General features: G+C 48.1%; 11 protein-coding genes and 6 pseudogenes. 9 read left to right on the top strand and 8 right to left on the bottom strand.

The annotated features are described in order from the left end of the window. The first annotated feature begins 12 nt into the window (after positions 1-12). The gene (locus PSE6802_RS0108070) at positions 13-1,227 is read left to right on the top strand and encodes a type II secretion system F family protein (RefSeq protein ID WP_019499543.1); all 1,215 of its coding nucleotides are present in this window, start codon (positions 13-15) and stop codon (positions 1,225-1,227) included. 293 nt (positions 1,228-1,520) lie between these two features. Beyond that, positions 1,521-1,742: pseudogene (locus PSE6802_RS0108065) on the top strand (Uma2 family endonuclease); the annotation flags it as partial. A gap of 55 nt (positions 1,743-1,797) precedes the next feature. Here PSE6802_RS0108065 and PSE6802_RS35275 read toward each other — a convergent pair. From PSE6802_RS35275 to PSE6802_RS0108050, 3 genes are all read right to left on the bottom strand, one after another. Further along, positions 1,798-1,956 carry a hypothetical protein gene (locus PSE6802_RS35275; RefSeq protein ID WP_263970323.1) on the bottom strand — a complete coding sequence of 53 codons (159 nt, stop codon included), beginning with the start codon at positions 1,954-1,956 and terminating at the stop codon, positions 1,798-1,800. A gap of 139 nt (positions 1,957-2,095) precedes the next feature. Next, positions 2,096-2,908 carry a nuclease A inhibitor family protein gene (locus PSE6802_RS0108055; RefSeq protein ID WP_019499540.1) on the bottom strand — a complete coding sequence of 271 codons (813 nt, stop codon included), beginning with the start codon at positions 2,906-2,908 and terminating at the stop codon, positions 2,096-2,098. Positions 2,909-3,344: 436 nt separating this feature from the next. Next, entirely contained in the window at positions 3,345-4,145 is an 801-nt protein-coding gene (locus tag PSE6802_RS0108050; protein ID WP_019499539.1) for a Uma2 family endonuclease, read from the bottom strand. Positions 4,146-4,202: 57 nt separating this feature from the next. Between PSE6802_RS0108050 and PSE6802_RS0108045 the strand changes: the two genes are divergently transcribed. Next, the gene (locus tag PSE6802_RS0108045; protein ID WP_026103157.1) at positions 4,203-5,168 is read left to right on the top strand and encodes an Ig domain-containing protein; all 966 of its coding nucleotides are present in this window, start codon (positions 4,203-4,205) and stop codon (positions 5,166-5,168) included. Positions 5,169-5,235: 67 nt separating this feature from the next. On the opposite strand, the gene PSE6802_RS0108040 is transcribed toward PSE6802_RS0108045, so the two are convergent. After that, positions 5,236-6,537 (bottom strand): NF041680 family putative transposase, encoded by a 1,302-nt coding sequence (locus PSE6802_RS0108040; protein ID WP_019498766.1) that lies wholly within the window; start codon positions 6,535-6,537, stop codon positions 5,236-5,238. A gap of 102 nt (positions 6,538-6,639) precedes the next feature. After that, positions 6,640-6,825, bottom strand: a pseudogene (locus PSE6802_RS31810) (transposase family protein); the annotation flags it as partial. Positions 6,826-6,912: 87 nt separating this feature from the next. Between PSE6802_RS31810 and PSE6802_RS32530 the strand changes: the two are divergent. Further along, positions 6,913-7,641 (top strand): annotated as a pseudogene (locus PSE6802_RS32530) (ISKra4 family transposase); the annotation flags it as partial. Positions 7,642-7,672: 31 nt separating this feature from the next. Here PSE6802_RS32530 and PSE6802_RS0108030 read toward each other — a convergent pair. Beyond that, positions 7,673-8,926: an IS256 family transposase gene (locus PSE6802_RS0108030; protein WP_019498360.1), complete on the bottom strand. Its 1,254-nt coding sequence runs from the start codon at positions 8,924-8,926 to the stop codon at positions 7,673-7,675. 73 nt (positions 8,927-8,999) lie between these two features. On the opposite strand from PSE6802_RS0108030, the gene PSE6802_RS30865 reads away from it, so the two are divergent. Next, on the top strand, positions 9,000-9,542 hold the full coding sequence (locus PSE6802_RS30865; RefSeq protein WP_019499537.1) for a hypothetical protein: 543 nt from the start codon (positions 9,000-9,002) through the stop codon (positions 9,540-9,542). A gap of 37 nt (positions 9,543-9,579) precedes the next feature. On the opposite strand, the pseudogene PSE6802_RS0108020 reads toward PSE6802_RS30865, so the two are convergent. Next, positions 9,580-10,227 (bottom strand): annotated as a pseudogene (locus PSE6802_RS0108020) (transposase family protein); the annotation flags it as partial. A 106-nt stretch (positions 10,228-10,333) separates the two neighbouring features. On the opposite strand from PSE6802_RS0108020, the gene PSE6802_RS0108015 reads away from it, so the two are divergent. Together PSE6802_RS0108015 and PSE6802_RS28185 are read left to right on the top strand one after the other, a co-directional pair. After that, a complete protein-coding gene (locus PSE6802_RS0108015) occupies positions 10,334-12,304 on the top strand; it encodes a DUF6531 domain-containing protein (protein WP_026103156.1) in 1,971 nt (656 codons plus the stop codon). A 76-nt stretch (positions 12,305-12,380) separates the two neighbouring features. After that, positions 12,381-12,988: pseudogene (locus PSE6802_RS28185) on the top strand (transposase family protein); the annotation flags it as partial. On the opposite strand, the gene PSE6802_RS0108005 reads toward PSE6802_RS28185, so the two are convergent. Further along, a protein-coding gene (locus PSE6802_RS0108005) for an ISKra4 family transposase (protein ID WP_156815358.1) occupies positions 12,988-14,063 on the bottom strand; the annotation gives its coding sequence in 2 pieces (ribosomal slippage) (positions 12,988-13,905 and positions 13,908-14,063; 1,074 coding nt in all). The pseudogene PSE6802_RS28185 and the gene PSE6802_RS0108005 sit on opposite strands and share 1 nt — an antisense overlap. A 136-nt stretch (positions 14,064-14,199) precedes the next feature. Between PSE6802_RS0108005 and PSE6802_RS31805 the strand changes: the two are divergent. Beyond that, positions 14,200-14,424: pseudogene (locus PSE6802_RS31805) on the top strand (transposase family protein); the annotation flags it as partial. Positions 14,425-14,444: 20 nt separating this feature from the next. Further along, on the top strand, positions 14,445-15,107 hold the full coding sequence (locus PSE6802_RS0107995) for an RHS repeat protein (RefSeq protein WP_026103154.1): 663 nt from the start codon (positions 14,445-14,447) through the stop codon (positions 15,105-15,107). The last annotated feature ends 306 nt before the right edge of the window (positions 15,108-15,413 follow it).

Genomic DNA, 15,413 nt, shown 5'->3' with positions numbered 1-15,413 from the left:
TGAGGTGAAACCATGCCTAAATATAAAGTCAATCTGAAAAACTCCCAAGGTAGAAGCCTGCAGCAAACGGTTTCTGCCGAATCAGTCAAGGATGTTAGTAACCTCATGCGTCAGAAGGGGTTCACAGTTCTGGACGTGAGCGAGGTCGCCGAAGGCTTCAGTTTTGAGAAGCTTTCCATGTCCCTTCAAACTGTTTCAGTTAAGGACAAGGCCATTTTCTCGCGCCAGCTAGCTACCCTTGTCAACGCAGGTGTATCTATGGTACGCGGTCTGGGTGTCATGACCGACCAGGCTTCCAATCCCAAGATGAAAGTAGCCCTGAAAGATATTTTAGAGGACGTGCAACAGGGAGCAAACTTTTCCGATGCGCTGCGCAAGCATCCCAAAATTTTCGATCGCCTGTACTGCGCTATGGTACAGGCAGGTGAAACTGGGGGCGTACTGGATGACGTATTACAGCGATTGGCCAAGTTGCTAGAAGATTCTGCCCGCTTGACTAACCAGATCAAATCCGCCATGACCTATCCAGTGACGGTATCGATTCTGGCAGTTGGTATTTTTGTGGGCATGTGCGTGTTTATCATACCTACCTTTGATGGGGTGTTTAAGCAATTGGGAGGAGATCTACCAGCATTTACACAATTTCTAGTAGGAATTAGTAATTTTCTACGAAGTCCAGCTTTTATTACTTTGCCTGTTGGTTTTTTTGCCTTCATGGCTGCCTATAAATGGTTTTACAGTACGCCTGCAGGCAAGCTGTATATGGATGGCGTGTTTCTCAAATTGCCCTTGTTTGGGGATCTCGTTGTCAAAACTGCTGTAGCGCGCTTTGCCCGTACGTTTGGTTCGCTATCTAGAGCAGGCGTACCAATTCTCAGTTCCTTGGAAATTACGGGCGAAACTTCTGGCAATCAGGTAATTACTAATGCACTCGAAGAAGCTAGAAAAGCGGTACGTGAGGGCGGCCAGATCGCACCCGCCATTGAAAAGCAGGAGGTTTTTCCACTGATGGCGATTCAGATGATTTCAATTGGGGAGGAGACTGGCGAACTCGATAAGATGTTGATGAAGGTGGCGGACTTCTACGAAAATGAAGTGGAAGAAGCAGTAAAAGCTCTGACCAGCGTGATGGAACCTATCATGATTTGCGTCTTAGGCGGCATGGTCGGCTCGATTCTAGTTGGCATGTACCTGCCCATTTTCACGATTATGGACAAAATTAAGTAATATAGCTGCTAGCTATCGGCTACTAGCTGTCAGCTTTTTAAAGACCGCTACAAATTTGTCAGTACGGAAGGGGATGCTTGAAAAAGCATCCCCTTTTAAGACGTGAGTTCGACGAACCCTGGAAATAACATCTCCCCCCCTCCTTTCCTCAAAGGCGCTATGGCGATTTTCACTTAAGGATATGCACGGTAAGAGCGCGCTTGCTTCCTCTAAACCTTGAGAAACAAGGCGATCCGATCGCTAGCATAATTTTTATGGCAGAATAAATGCAACCTCACTCACTCAGGAAAGCTATGGTGCATCTTTCCTCTGATCCCTTACTGAAACTGCCAACGGCTGAGGAGTTACCTCACTCAGACGATACGCCTGTGGACAACGAACTGCAAAACGACATCCCAAATTTTATTCTTAATTTATTGCGTCTGGTTTGGGAAGAACGGCAGGATTGGTTCTTTGGGGTGGATATGGCAATTCACTACAAATTACATACACCTGCGATCGTGCCTGATGGTTTTTGCGACTTGGCAAAGAGAGTGGGTGTATTTATACGATCGAGAGGGAAATCGATATTTAACTGCGAATGAGATTGCCGATCGTGAACGCCAGCAAAAAGAAAAACTTGCTGCCTACCTTAGATCGCTTGGCATCAATCCCGATGACATTTAACAGCGATCGCCTGAGAAATAACTGATTAAGCGATTTAAGCGATCGCCCTGTAAATCCCGACAACTTCTAAAACTTAAGAAACAAGGTCATAGCTTGACTTGTATTTATCTCTGAGCGATTAATCTTCTTCTCTTGGCGATCGTTCCGCTGCGATTATTCCGTGGGCATTGCCTAGCTCTTTCGGTAACCCATGAGTTTGTGTTTAAGTATCAATAGAAATTGTAGATACACCAACGAAGTTATTATTGTTATCAATACCCAAAATATATATATCGTTTTGGATAACTCCAATCCTATAAACTCGTATGTTAATTAGATTTTGAGAGAGGAGTTTGAATAATGCAGACATTCTTTCAACGTAGCTTTGGTCATCAATCATAATTAAACGTTTATCTAATACTGTGGTTTCAACAAGTCCAATAGAGTCTAGAAGTAAATCTAGTAGAGCGCCCTTTTGAGTTGTAAATTCCCATGTAAAACTGTCGAAAGGATACAATGTTATATCAAGAGGGAATGTATAGTTTTCTAGAGTTTGTAAAAGTAGAGAATTTAACAACGCTAACTCTGGATCGTCAACTACCTCTCTTGCAACGAGTAGAGATGAGTCAAAATTTCGACCAACATACGGATTGAGCTTTGTTGATAAGCCAAGATAGTTTCCACACTCAGTCTTACCCACGATAATGTAAAAACTAGAAATACCAGGATAGAAATCATTTTGAAAGGTTAGGTCTTCAGTTTTAATCTGATAAATTTCAAAACAGCTTAAGTTGGATCGCATGAGGTTTGCAATCTCCTCATATTTTTGAGCTATATCGGGCAGGTTGCTAAATATATCTCCATGAAACTGTTCAAAGCTAACCAGATTAAGGTAGCCAATAGATTGTAGTAACCCTCCAACCGTAAACTCACCAAGATTTGCATCCCTAAAAAAGACTTTAAAAGGGTATGAACTATCGCTTTCAAACAGCAACCCTTCAATATGCTTTTCTAGGGATAAAACTAGTTGATTCATTTAAGGACACCTCTAAAAACTTAAAGTTATTGAGAATAGCAGCAACAAATCAAAGTTCTTTTTCTAGTTCGCCGTCGCTTATTAGAGATGTTAACATAGCGATCGCATGTTGGATGTTCTCTTATGAGATCGCCCCATTGATGATATAGTGCTTTTCAGATCGGAAAGAGTAGGGGGTTTGGGGGCGTTGCCCCCAAGAAGGGGAGGCAGGGCGGTCTTGGGGGTTCCCCGCTAGAGCCACTGCCGTGTTCTACCCCTTCACCCCAAAAATAAAACCTGTTCTCAAGTGAAAACCGCTATAGATTTTTGGGTAGCGATCGCCATATTTACTCAGAGAGATTGCCGAAGCAATTCCCTGCGGGATGCGAACCGCCGCGATATTTCAAGTTTTTCTTGCAGAGCGATCGCCTGATAGGTGTTTTCTCGTGCGATCGTCCTAAATTTCATCAGGATTAATGCCTATGGATCTGAGATATGCTGCCAGCCTTTCTTTTTCCTGGCGTTCTTGCTTAGCGATCGCCTCTGCCTCTTGCTTTGCTAGTTCTGCTTGAGTAGCGATCGCCTCCGCCAACATAGCTCGTTCGCGAGCAGTAGAATATCTCTTGCCATGGCGATCGTACCAATAGACCCATTCCCTCTGCCAATCACCGCGATCTGCTCGTTCGCAACCAATACCCAAATCGATCTCTGGCATCCACACCATTTCGCCTCCTTCAGGTAGCCCCGCTACCGATGCCTGCAGTTCGTACTTCCCATCGATCAATTTGTATACTTCCAATGATTGACGATTTTTATGAATTCCTTTGCCACTTAACGGATTGTAAACAACATAATAGAGAACGCCTATCTCTGCATATTGTGCCAACTTAGTCTCGTATTCATTGTTGTATTTCTTAGAAACTACTTCTAAAAATAAAATCGGTATCGCACCCTCTTGCCAAATCGCATAGCTCAAGCGTCCACCTTCATCCGCTCTCTTCTTGACACCTAAAGCTAAAAAGCCATCCGGAACAACAGATTTAGACTTTTTTGGATGTTCCAGGTCAGGGTCGTAGTAAACCGCCATATCGACACCAAAGAACCAGTCCGAGCGATCGCCCCAAATATCGATCAACAGGTGCAGCAAAATATTTGGGATGTCGTTTTGCAGTTCGTTATCCACAGGAGTTTCGTCGGAACAAGGTAATTCCTGAGCCGTTGGTAAGCGGCGGCGGTATTCAGAAGACAGATTAACCATAGCTTTGAGCACGTCAGGTTAGCTTTATTCTGCCATAGTTTTTGTGCTTGGCTGCAAGTGGTAGATCTGGATACCGAACCCATTGCGATCGTCATCTCCCCCATGGCCAACCGCCCACCCAGCATCACCTCCACGCCGCTATTCCCGGCGGATACCAATCGACCCTATACCTATCAAGTAAGGGCAACCTACCCCGATGTCGGCGATGCGATCGCCTACGAACTGATCGAGAAACTACTGGGCATAGAAATCTTGACAACGGGACTGGTGAACTGGGCTACACCGATAACGGGGAATTATCGCGTAGAGGTAGGTGCCAAAGACAGTAAGGGATTGGGTGCGGCGCAGAGCTTTAGTCTGACGGCGCGGCTTGACCTGAAACCGATTATTCGTTCGGAAGCGATAACTGTGACGGCAACGGCGGCGCTCTATGCCTATGATGTCCAGGCGGTAGACCCCGAAGGCAGCCAACTCAGCTATGGTCTCGATCCTGCGGCGGTGGGACGGGGCATGAGCATCGATGCGGTGGGTAGACTGCGCTGGACGCCGACGGCGGCGCAGGTGGGTGCCTATCCCGTCGTGGTGACGGTGACGGATGCGGTGGGGAATGCGGCGGTGCAGGAATATACGCTAACGGTGACAGCGGATGGTATCGCTCCGGTAGTGAAATTGGGGTTTGCGGGATTTAATCCGACGGATGTGGGTACTGAGGTGACGTTCTATGTCAGTGCTACGGATAATGTCGGTGTAACGAGGCGGCAATTGTTTGTCGATGGTAAGGGCGTGATTCTCGATAACAATGGTAGTGCCACGGTGAGAATGTCGAGGGTGGGTGTAATTTCCATTATTGCCAAAGCGATGGATGCGGCGGGGAATGAGGGTAGCGATACGCTATCGGTGACGGTATCTGACCCCACTGATATTGATGCGCCTGAGGTGGCATTTGAGTTGCGTCAGAACGGGCAGGTATTGGCGGAGGACGCGACGATTAGACCTCTTGCAAATTACTGGAGTTTAGACTAAAAGGCAACAAGAAGCATCTCGCTAGATAGAAACTAGCGAGAGAGAGGATAAAAGGGAAGAAGTTGAGCTAAGCAGTTGCAGCGGAAGCTTTTTTGAGGGGCTTGGCATAGCGTTTTTTGACAGTAGGATAACGAATCCGTTGGGTTCGTTTTTTCCCAAGAGGCCAACCTGGAGACTTACCGCGAGGTTTAGGGTCAGGGGAAGGAGAGCCAATCCTGACCAAAACTAAAGCAAAAGCATTTGCAACTCGACCAGGAGACAATTTAGTCATCGGTTTCTGCCAAGGCAGAGGAGAGTCTTGGACAAGTTCACGAGCGAGCCACAATTGCCAAGTAAGTAAAGGCATCAAGTCCGACCAAGTCTCCATCTGAGCAGGGGTAGAAAGCTGAGGGATTGTCCAATGGAGACGTTGACGCACCAAGCGATACCAATGCTCAATGGCAAATCTGCGCAGATATTTTTGCCATACCTCACTCAAGATTGGCTCGTCTTTAGCGACCCAAATCAACCACAGGGGTTTCGATTCAGGCATATCAAGACGTTCGACCAGAATGAGTGTAAAGGGATGGTCTGCGGCTTGCTTTAAGTGCAGGTTTGGCCATCGACGAATTTGCAATCGTCCCAGTTTAGGCTCTGCAATTGTGATGTCTGCTTGGGGAATAGACCAAGTGTCAGAGTCTTTGAGGCTAAATTTCTCTCCATGCTTATGGGGTCGCCCATGCCCCTCGTAATCCTTTGGGGCATGATACAGAACCCGGTTGGGGCGTAGCCTGAGCAGCTTGATACACGGGATGTCTGCTGTTTGCTGCAAAAATGGTGCGCACCCATACTCGCCATCCCCCAGGAAAAGCACAGTCCCAGGAATTTCCGCACAAACCAAGCGTAACTGACTAGCGGCTTTCTGAATCGGGTTCTCGAAACTGGTGATCCGCTCATGCCGCAACGGTAAGGCAAAACTCCCTTCTGACTCTGGAATCCAGGCAATTGTGCTGTATCCTTGCCCCACCGTAACAGGTTTGCTTCCTACTCCCGGTTGAGGTTGATGTTCGTAGGTGCGTTCTTGTAATGTCACCGCATAGGGACGCGACCAGGCTGTATGGTCGCCCGCCAATATCGTCACCTCTGCTGCCGGCATTTGCTGTATGTATTGCTTCATCAAGTCTTCACGTGGAGGATGACTATCTTGCAGTGCTTCATAGATACTCGACCACTCCCTCCGAAATAATGGGCTTAACGAAAGTTCCACAAACGATGAAACACTCCGACTCGTCAGTACCGCATCCATCAAGTCGAACAGCGCATCTCTCCCGTTCCCTATAATTTCGTACGTGTACTTGCGAAATTGCTCAAGTTTATCCAAACTAATCATGATGAAGCTGTTGATTTTATAGTCTTTTCAGCTTCCATCATCAAGCGGTCAGTCTGCAATGGCTGGCTGCTTTTTACCACTTTTTAGTCTAAACTCCAGAAATTAGCCAACTGAGGAGCCTTGAGAGCGTTCAAAATTGTAGAGACCAGCAATTAGATTGCAACGCAAACCAAAGCGGTGACGACGATTGCGATAGCGTCCAGATAAGATGCGGAAGATCTTCAAGCGGCGATTAACATGCTCAATGCCAACCCGTTGGCGCGCAAGTTGGCGGTTGAACGCTTTCTGCTCGGGGCATGACCAAAATTTGATGTAAAAGACAAAAGCTGATAAGGTTAATCAGTAGGGGTAAGGAATTAAGAGAAAGATTAAAGCATGAGTACATCAATAATCGAGAGTAATGAGAAATTTGTAACGCTTCAAATTACGATACCATACAGCAAATCATTTTTAGAGACGGAAACAAGCATTCAATCAGCGTTAAATGATGCAGGGACGGTAGCGAGTGGAGAAGCACTAAAACAGTTAGATACGGATGGATTGCCGATAGAAGTGGATGGAAAAAACTGGACGAGCAAGGGGAAACAGGCGAAAACATATCAAACACCCTATGGCAACATCAGCATCAGTCGACATGTTTATCAAGCGAGTACAGGAGGGGCAACATACTGTCCATTGGAAGTAGAGGCAAGGATCATCATCACTTCAACACCAAGATTAGCGAAGCAGATCAGTCACAAATATGCAGAAATGAGTAGCGTGAGGTTAGTTGAAGACTTACGCGAGAATCATGGAATCACAGTACATCGTTCATTTGTACAGACATTAGCCGAAGCAGTTGGCAGTATCGCGCTGAGCAAAGAGGAGGACTGGGCTTACCAAACACCAAAACTAGAGGTAGCAATTCCGACAGTGAGTATCGGATTAGATGGTACTTGTATGTTGTTATGTGGTGAGGGCTATCGCCAAGCAATGGTGGGTACGATTAGCTTGTATGACCAATCAGGGGACAGGCAACACACAACTTACATAGCTGCCACCCCCGAATATGGACGTGAGCGGTTTTTAGGACGACTGCAACGGGAAGTAGAGACTGTCGAGAGTGCTCAGATTTTTGTGTAAGCGAGAAATAAGGTCAGTAATTTAAACGTCCTGGGAATAGGATAGCAAAATATGACAACGCTGCCTTCCAATCTTTAAGGGGGCGAGTCCAACGCTTGGCAATGTTATGCATGGCCAAGAACATGAGCTTGAAGACAGATTCCTCATCGGGGAAGACAGCCTTGGTTTTAATCACCTTGCGCAGGGAGCGATTGAGGGATTCAATGGCATTGGTAGTGTAGATGACTTTGCGGATGTCCATGGGATAGTCAAAGATGGGGATAATGTTCTGCCAATGGCGCAGCCAGATTTGGCTAATCGCGGGGTATAGGCGATCCCACTTGGCGGCAAAAGCCTCAAGCGCAGCTTCGGCTTCTGCCAAAGTGGCAGCATGATAAATGGGCTTGAGGTCAGCCACAACAGCTTTAGCGTCTTTCCAGGGCACATGACGCAAACAGTTGCGGATCAGATGCACAATACATAGTTGCACCTGGGTTTGCGGGAAAACAGCCTCAATCGCCTGGGGGAATCCCACTAAGCCATCGCAACAGGCAATCAGAATGTCCTTGACCCCACGGTTTTTGAGGTCAGTCAGCACCTTGAGCCAGAACTTAGCGCCTTCGGATTCCACCTCCCCAATCCACAGCCCAAGCAATTCTTTGTTGCCCTCAACCGTAATACCCAAGACGACATAGACCGCTCGCTTGCTCACCCGACCCGACACCTTGATATTCACGTAGAGGGCATCGAGGTAAATGATGGGATATACAGGTTCCAGGGGACGGCACTGCCAAGCCTTGACCTCGTCGCTAACTGCATCAGTGACCTCACTGATGAGTGCGGCGGAGATCTTGGCACCATAGAGTTCTTCGAGTTGAGCACTAATGTCTCGGGTGCTTAATCCCCGTGCATACATAGCCAGGATTTTCTCATCGAGTCCTGCTATTCGCCTTTGGTGTTTCGGTACCAGCACGGGGTCAAACTCGCCGTTACGGTCTCGCGGTATCGACAACTCCATTTCGCCCTGTTGCGACTGCACCGTCTTCTGCGAGTAGCCATTGCGGCTGTTGCGTCGCACAACTTCGTCTTCTACCGCTTCCTCTCCCTTAGGCGTGCTTGATTTGAGGTGATGGCTCAGCTCTCCCGTGAGCGCTCGCTCGATTAGTCGTTGACTCAGTTGCTTCAGTAAGCCCGATTCTCCTAGAATGTCCTCGGGGCTATGGCACTCTGACACCAACTCGTCTAGTAGTTCATCTGTACGATTAGTTGCTTGTTTGCCTCTTAACATGTTGCGGTCTCCTTGGTTTTTGTGATTCTAGACCGCTTACACAAAATTCTGATCAGTCTCGACTGTCAAGCAATTGTATCCCAATGCCCATTATCAAGGTTTAGCCGATGGTGCTCCCGAAAACTGGACTTTTCTAAATACCGTAACCGACACCCAAACATTGGACTTTTACCATGCCACCCAGTATTTAGACAAAGCAGCTAAGGCTCTTCATCCACGTAACGAGCAGGCACAAAAAGCTTGGATGGATACCCATTGTCATGACCTTAAACATGAATTTGGAGGGGCTTCGAGGTTACTTGCAGAAATACAAACCATTCAACCCAAGAGAGTTTCTCAATCCATTATTCAAGGACTTCAAGATGCTATTACTTATTTTCGCAATCATCATCATCAAATGCTTTATGCTGAAGCCATCTCCTCTAATTTACCAATCGGTTCCGGAGTCACCGAAGCTGCTTGCAAAGTAATTATTAAGGCTCGCTTGGGAGGGGCTGGCATGAAATGGAAAGATTGGGGTGCTTCTATCGTTTTGAGCCTTAGAACTTTGACTTATACCAAAGGTCGTTGGCAGCAATTCTGGTCTAATATCAATCGCTATGGTTTCTCCCTCTAATCCCTACATCAAATTATGGTCACACCCTCTGCTCGGGCGTAAGCTGACCACCTTTCGGTTTCTTGTGGGGTAAGCGGCAGTAGAGATGCAGTTTCTGGATGCCTTGATAACCCTTGTCCTGCAAACTCTCGGTTTGAGGATGGAAATGGATGCCAGAAGCTTTGAACAGCTTGAAATCATGCCGTCGCCCCTTGCCGAAAAACGTACAGATAATCTGCCCAGTAAGAGCGTCAATTATGAGTTGACATTTGAGCGTGTGCCCTTTCTGTTTGCCGCTATAAAAGGCACGTTGGTGCCGCTTAGGACGCTCAATGCGAGTTTCAGTCACATCAACGATCGCGACTGTAGGTATCCCAAAGCCCCGCACCAACTGGCGCTTCCCAGGTAGTCGAAAGCGACGTGAGCGGATTAAAGTCTCCTCTACCCAATGCACTATTCGACAAACTGTAGACTCGCTGATGCCCCAACTAGTGGCGATGTGAAAGTAGGTGCGATATTCCCGCCAATACTCGAAGGCAACCAATATGCGGTCTTCTAGTCCGAGTTTAGGCTTGGCTCCAGGTGTTGGCGTTGCTCGCCACTCTGGTTTAAGCACTTTCACAATTGCTTTGAACGTATTAGTCTCGATACCAAATCGACGCTTAAAGTGTGCAGCAGGTAGGGTTTGCGCTATTATATAGTTCATCATCAGGACGCTTTTTCGTTATTGCTATGTCCTGATATTTTCCTATCTTGGGGTTCTTTGGCAACTCAACCTCAACCTAATCTGCAAGAGGTCTATTACTTCGACGGTGGAGCTATTTGGCACGGTGCAGGATACGAATCTGGCGGCTTATACGGTTGCGGTGGCTCCGGTGGGTAGCGATGCGTTTGTGGAGGTGGCACGGGGTGGCAGTACGGCGATCGTGAATGGTAAGCTCGCTAGTTTTGACCCGGCGACGTTGGGGAATGATGCTTATGTCCTGCGAGTCACAGCAGAGGATTTGGGTGGCAAGACTAGTAGTATGGAGCGGATTGTGAATGTATCGGGAGATTTGAAGTTAGGCAACTTCCGTCTATCGTTTACGGACATGGCGCTGGAGGTGGTGGGACTACCAGTCAGTGTCAGTCGCACCTATGATTCGCTTACCAGTAGTACCAGAGACGATCTGGGTTATGGTTGGCGCTTGGAGTTTAGGGATACGGACTTGCGCACGAGTGTGGGTGTAGATGAGACGTATCGGCAGTTGGGGATCCGCACGGCGGCGTTTAGGGATAACAGTCGGGTTTATCTCACGCTGCCGGGTGGGAAGCGGGAAGGGTTTACGTTTAAGCCGACCAGGGATAGGTTATCGGGGTATTTTCCGCCCGTTGAGGGGTATGATACGGCGATTTATCATCCGGCGTTTGTGGCGGATAAGGGTGTGACCAGTACGCTGTCGGTACGCGATACGCGCTTGTCGCATGTGGAGAATCGCTATTTTGGGTTGGGTTCGGGTGTACCGTACAATCCGGCGGATAGTTATTTTGGTGGCAGCTATACGCTGACGACGAAGGAGGGTGTGGTGTATGAGATTGAGGGTGATACGGGCGATTTGTTGTCGGTGAGCAATCCGAATGGGAATATGCTGACGTTTACGGAGGCGGGGATTACGAGCGATACGGGGCAGGCTGTGGTGTTTGGGCGCGATGCGGTGGGGCGGATTGTCTCGGCGACTGACCCTATGGGACAAAAGGTGCTCTATGCCTATGATGATAAGGGCGATTTGGTCAGTGTCACAGACAGAGAGAATAACAAGACGCAGTTTAAGTATGCACTGGCGACTCGACCGCATTTCCTCACGGAGATTATCGATCCGTTGGGTCGCACTGGGATTAAGAATGAGTATGACGATAAGGGTCGCCTGGTGAATATGGCGGATGCGTTGGGTAAGTCGGTACAGATTGCCTATGACCCAGATAACAGCAAAGAAACGGTGACCGATGCGTTGGGCAATCCCACAACGTATGTCTATGACAGGCGGGACAATGTTGTCACTGAGGTCGATGCACTGGGAGGGGTGACTCAGCGCACCTACGATGAGGATAATAATCTCCTCTCTCAAACCGATCCATTGGGAAGGACTACTGCTTACACCTATGACTTTAGGGGTAATCTCACCAGTTCTACAGACCCACTAGGAAACACGACTCGATACACGCTCAACAATTTTGGCGAGGTACTGACAAAGACTAATCCCTTAGGCGAAGTTACTACCTATACCTATGACAAGAATGGTAATCGCCTCAGTCTCACCAATGCGGAAGGAAATACGACCGGGTATGACTATGACATCAAGGGTAGACCTGTAGCCATTTCTGCGCCTGATGGTAGCACCACCAGATTTGTCTACGATGCCTCCAACCGCGTCACCAGTCAGACTGATGCGATGGGAAGAACTACTACCTATACCTACGACGCGAATGGCAATCAGTTAACTGAGACTCATACAGAAAGGCTTCCTGATGGTACGATTCGGAAGTTGGTGAAGGAATGGACGTATGACAGTAATAATCGCGTCACCTCTACCAAGGATGAGTTGGGGAATGTGACCAGTCAGGAATATGACAAAGTGGGCAATCAGATCGCCTCAACCGATCCACTGGGACATCGCACGGAATATGAGTACGATGATAAGGGGCAGCAAACTAAGGTGACCTATGCCGATCGCACCTCAGAGACCACGGTCTATGATGCCAAGGGACAGACAATAGCGCAAACCAATAGACCTCTTGCAGATTAGGTTGAGGTTGAGTTGCCAAAGAACCCCAAGATAGGAAAATATCAGGACATAGCAATAACGAAAAAGCGTCCTGATGATGAACTATATAATAGCGCAAACCCTACCTGCTGCACACTTTAAGCGTCGATTTGGTATCGAGACTAATACGTTCAAAGCAATTGTGAAAGTGCTTAAACCAGAGTGGCGAGCAACGCCAACACCTGGAGCCAAGCCTAAACTCGGACTAGAAGACCGCATATTGGTTGCCTTCGAGTATTGGCGGGAATATCGCACCTACTTTCACATCGCCACTAGTTGGGGCATCAGCGAGTCTACAGTTTGTCGAATAGTGCATTGGGTAGAGGAGACTTTAATCCGCTCACGTCGCTTTCGACTACCTGGGAAGCGCCAGTTGGTGCGGGGCTTTGGGATACCTACAGTCGCGACGTTGATGTGACTGAAACTCGCATTGAGCGTCCTAAGCGGCACCAACGTGCCTTTTATAGCGGCAAACAGAAAGGGCACACGCTCAAATGTCAACTCATAATTGACGCTCTTACTGGGCAGATTATCTGTACGTTTTTCGGCAAGGGGCGACGGCATGATTTCAAGCTGTTCAAAGCTTCTGGCATCCATTTCCATCCTCAAACCGAGAGTTTGCAGGACAAGGGTTATCAAGGCATCCAGAAACTGCAGGGAGCATCTCAGTTTTGCAAGGCAAGGTTAAGAGAGCCATTAAGGTAAGCAGAACGGTGTTTGAGGACTTGTGGCACATTATCACGGTTCCATTGAGCGCCAGAGATTTTGATGCGTCTAGCGATTTGCTTAACAGCAGATTCCACTGCGCCAGAACCAATAGAGCAAATCTGCTCGGTTTGGAAATACCAATAATCAGGAATACGATGGCGATGCTTGTGCAGATAAGCAATAAAATTGATGCTCTGAGGACTAGCTAAGTGATTGAGCTCAGCAATAGCTGCAGTTACATTACCCCGCCACAAAAAAGCTTCGACCCCAGTCAAAAGTTGAGCTGTAGCCTCAATTTTATGCAGGTTTTCCACCAAATGGAACCAGTCCAAGATTTCATAGCGACTATCAGGTATAGAGATCTGGGCAATAATATTCCAAATCCCATCATGTCCATCCCCAATACAGGTAACCATATCTGCTAAAGGCTGTCGATTTACCCAGTCTGTTAAGGCAATGTTATCTTGAAATGTGGCAAATATGGCTTGTCCATGCAAGTTCACAGCTTTATAGTCCTTCCACTCACTTGGCTGTCCAAGTGGCGTGCGCAGTCTGATTCTGCCTCCATCGACACTTAATTCCTCGACCGACTCTTCTACCTCTAGGGGGCTAAATTCATGGCGATGCACCAGGCGCTGTTGTGTACTGCGCGATATTTGCACTCCCATCAACATGGCTAAGTCTTTGGCGGCTTGTTCGTAGGATACATTCGCACTCAAGATCAGGCTACATCTTTCCACATACGGGCTCACCTGGCTATAGGGGGCTACTTTGAGCTTCTGCGCTTGCTTTTGCGTGAGGTGGAGCTGTCCGATGCTGCTTTGCACTCGCCTGCGGCGTCCTGCTTCTGTGCCCGTAACTGTGCGGATAAAAAACTCCCTATTTCTGGGCTGACATGTTCGAGGATTTGCTGCCGCACAGCGATTTCGATCCCTTCCAAGCTGGTTAGTTGTTCCGATGGTGTATTCTGATAAAGGATGGCGGCAATAGCTTGAACGTGCGCTTGCATTTCTTTTTCCTGCTCTGGAGTCATGGTTGCTCTCCTTGGGGTTGGTTTCTCGTATTCCTATCTTCTGATTTCTTCCCCCTTTTGGCTACCCATCTATATTAAGCATTATTACTCAGTGCAAAGTTGAGATGCTCCCAAACTGCATCTCTACTGCCGCTTACCCCACAAGAAACCGAAAGGTGGTCAGCTTACGCCCGAGCAGAAAGCGTTCAACCGCCAACTTGCGCGCCAACGGGTTGGCATTGAGCATGTTAATCGCCGCTTGAAGATCTTCCGCATCTTATCTGGACGCTATCGCAATCGTCGTCACCGCTTTGGTTTGCGTTGCAATCTAATTGCTGGTCTCTACAATTTTGAACGCTCTCAAGGCTCCTCAGTTGGCTAATTTGCAAGAGGTCTAATCAATTGGGCGAAACTACGCGCACGGTTTACGATGCCCTCGGTAGAACCTTGGAAACGATCCTGCCCGATGCTACACCGGACGACCTCACGGATAATCCGCGCACAAAGGTGGAATATGATGCGGCAGGACAGGTAAAGGCACAAATTGATGAACGTGGCGATCGTAGCGAATTCAGCTACGATTTGGCGGGTCGGCGCACCAGTGTTAAGGATGCGATCGGTAACGTCAGCACCTACACCTACAACAATGGCAACTATCGCATCAGCGAGAAAGATGCTTTGGGTAGGGCGACTACCTACATCTACGATGCTGTGGGCAGACCAGTCAAGACAATCTATACTGACGGTACCAGTACCAGCGAAACCTATGACAATGTGGGCAGGCGTAGTAGCTCCACCGACCAGGCGGGCAACGTGACGCGCTATGTCTACGATGGGCTGAATCGACCGATTGAGGTCATCTATCCTGACGATACGCCTGATAGTTTGAGTGATAACCCGCGTCGCCGGACGGAATATAATGAACTGGGGCAGGTAACGGCTCAGATTGATGAGTTGGGGAATCGTCAGGAATATAAATACGATCTTGCGGGTAGAAGGATCGAGCTACGCAATGATTGCGATTGCCATGGTATGAACTATGCTTACGAGTGCGATTCGTTGTAAGGGAATCACGGTAGCCAGTCCGTAAATAACCTTACCAGCTTGGCTGCAAGACATGAAGCACCCAAAGAGCTGAACTGCCCCAATGATGAAGGTGAAAGCCCTTCCCATCAAACTCAGATGTGAATCCCTATCTGCCCATGATGACCCGACTCGGAATTCGGGAGGTCAAAGCTGGGAGCAGGGCGCAATCAGACATCAGTTGCAGATGACACTGGCGCTAAAGGGGAGTTGCCAAGGTGAAACAGAGCCTAAAAAAGTGACCTACGTAGAGGCAGACGCAACGCCCGAAAGTCTGACCCTGTCAGA

The sequence above is a fragment of the Pseudanabaena sp. PCC 6802 genome (genome assembly GCF_000332175.1).
In the GTDB taxonomy this organism is placed as follows: domain Bacteria; phylum Cyanobacteriota; class Cyanobacteriia; order Pseudanabaenales; family Pseudanabaenaceae; genus PCC-6802.
Note: the sequence above shows the minus strand (reverse complement) of the source record. Positions and strands in the feature narration are given on the sequence as shown.

Bases quoted from the DNA above. Each gene is read 5' to 3' on its own strand.
- PSE6802_RS0108030 (WP_019498360.1), bottom strand. From the start codon at position 8,926: ATGTTAAGAGGCAAACAAGCAACTAATCGTACAGATGAACTACTAGAC.
- PSE6802_RS0108050 (WP_019499539.1), bottom strand. From the start codon at position 4,145: ATGGTTAATCTGTCTTCTGAATACCGCCGCCGCTTACCAACGGCTCAG.
- PSE6802_RS0108040 (WP_019498766.1), bottom strand. From the start codon at position 6,537: ATGATTAGTTTGGATAAACTTGAGCAATTTCGCAAGTACACGTACGAA.
- PSE6802_RS0108055 (WP_019499540.1), bottom strand. From the start codon at position 2,908: ATGAATCAACTAGTTTTATCCCTAGAAAAGCATATTGAAGGGTTGCTG.
- PSE6802_RS0108070 (WP_019499543.1), top strand. From the start codon at position 13: ATGCCTAAATATAAAGTCAATCTGAAAAACTCCCAAGGTAGAAGCCTG.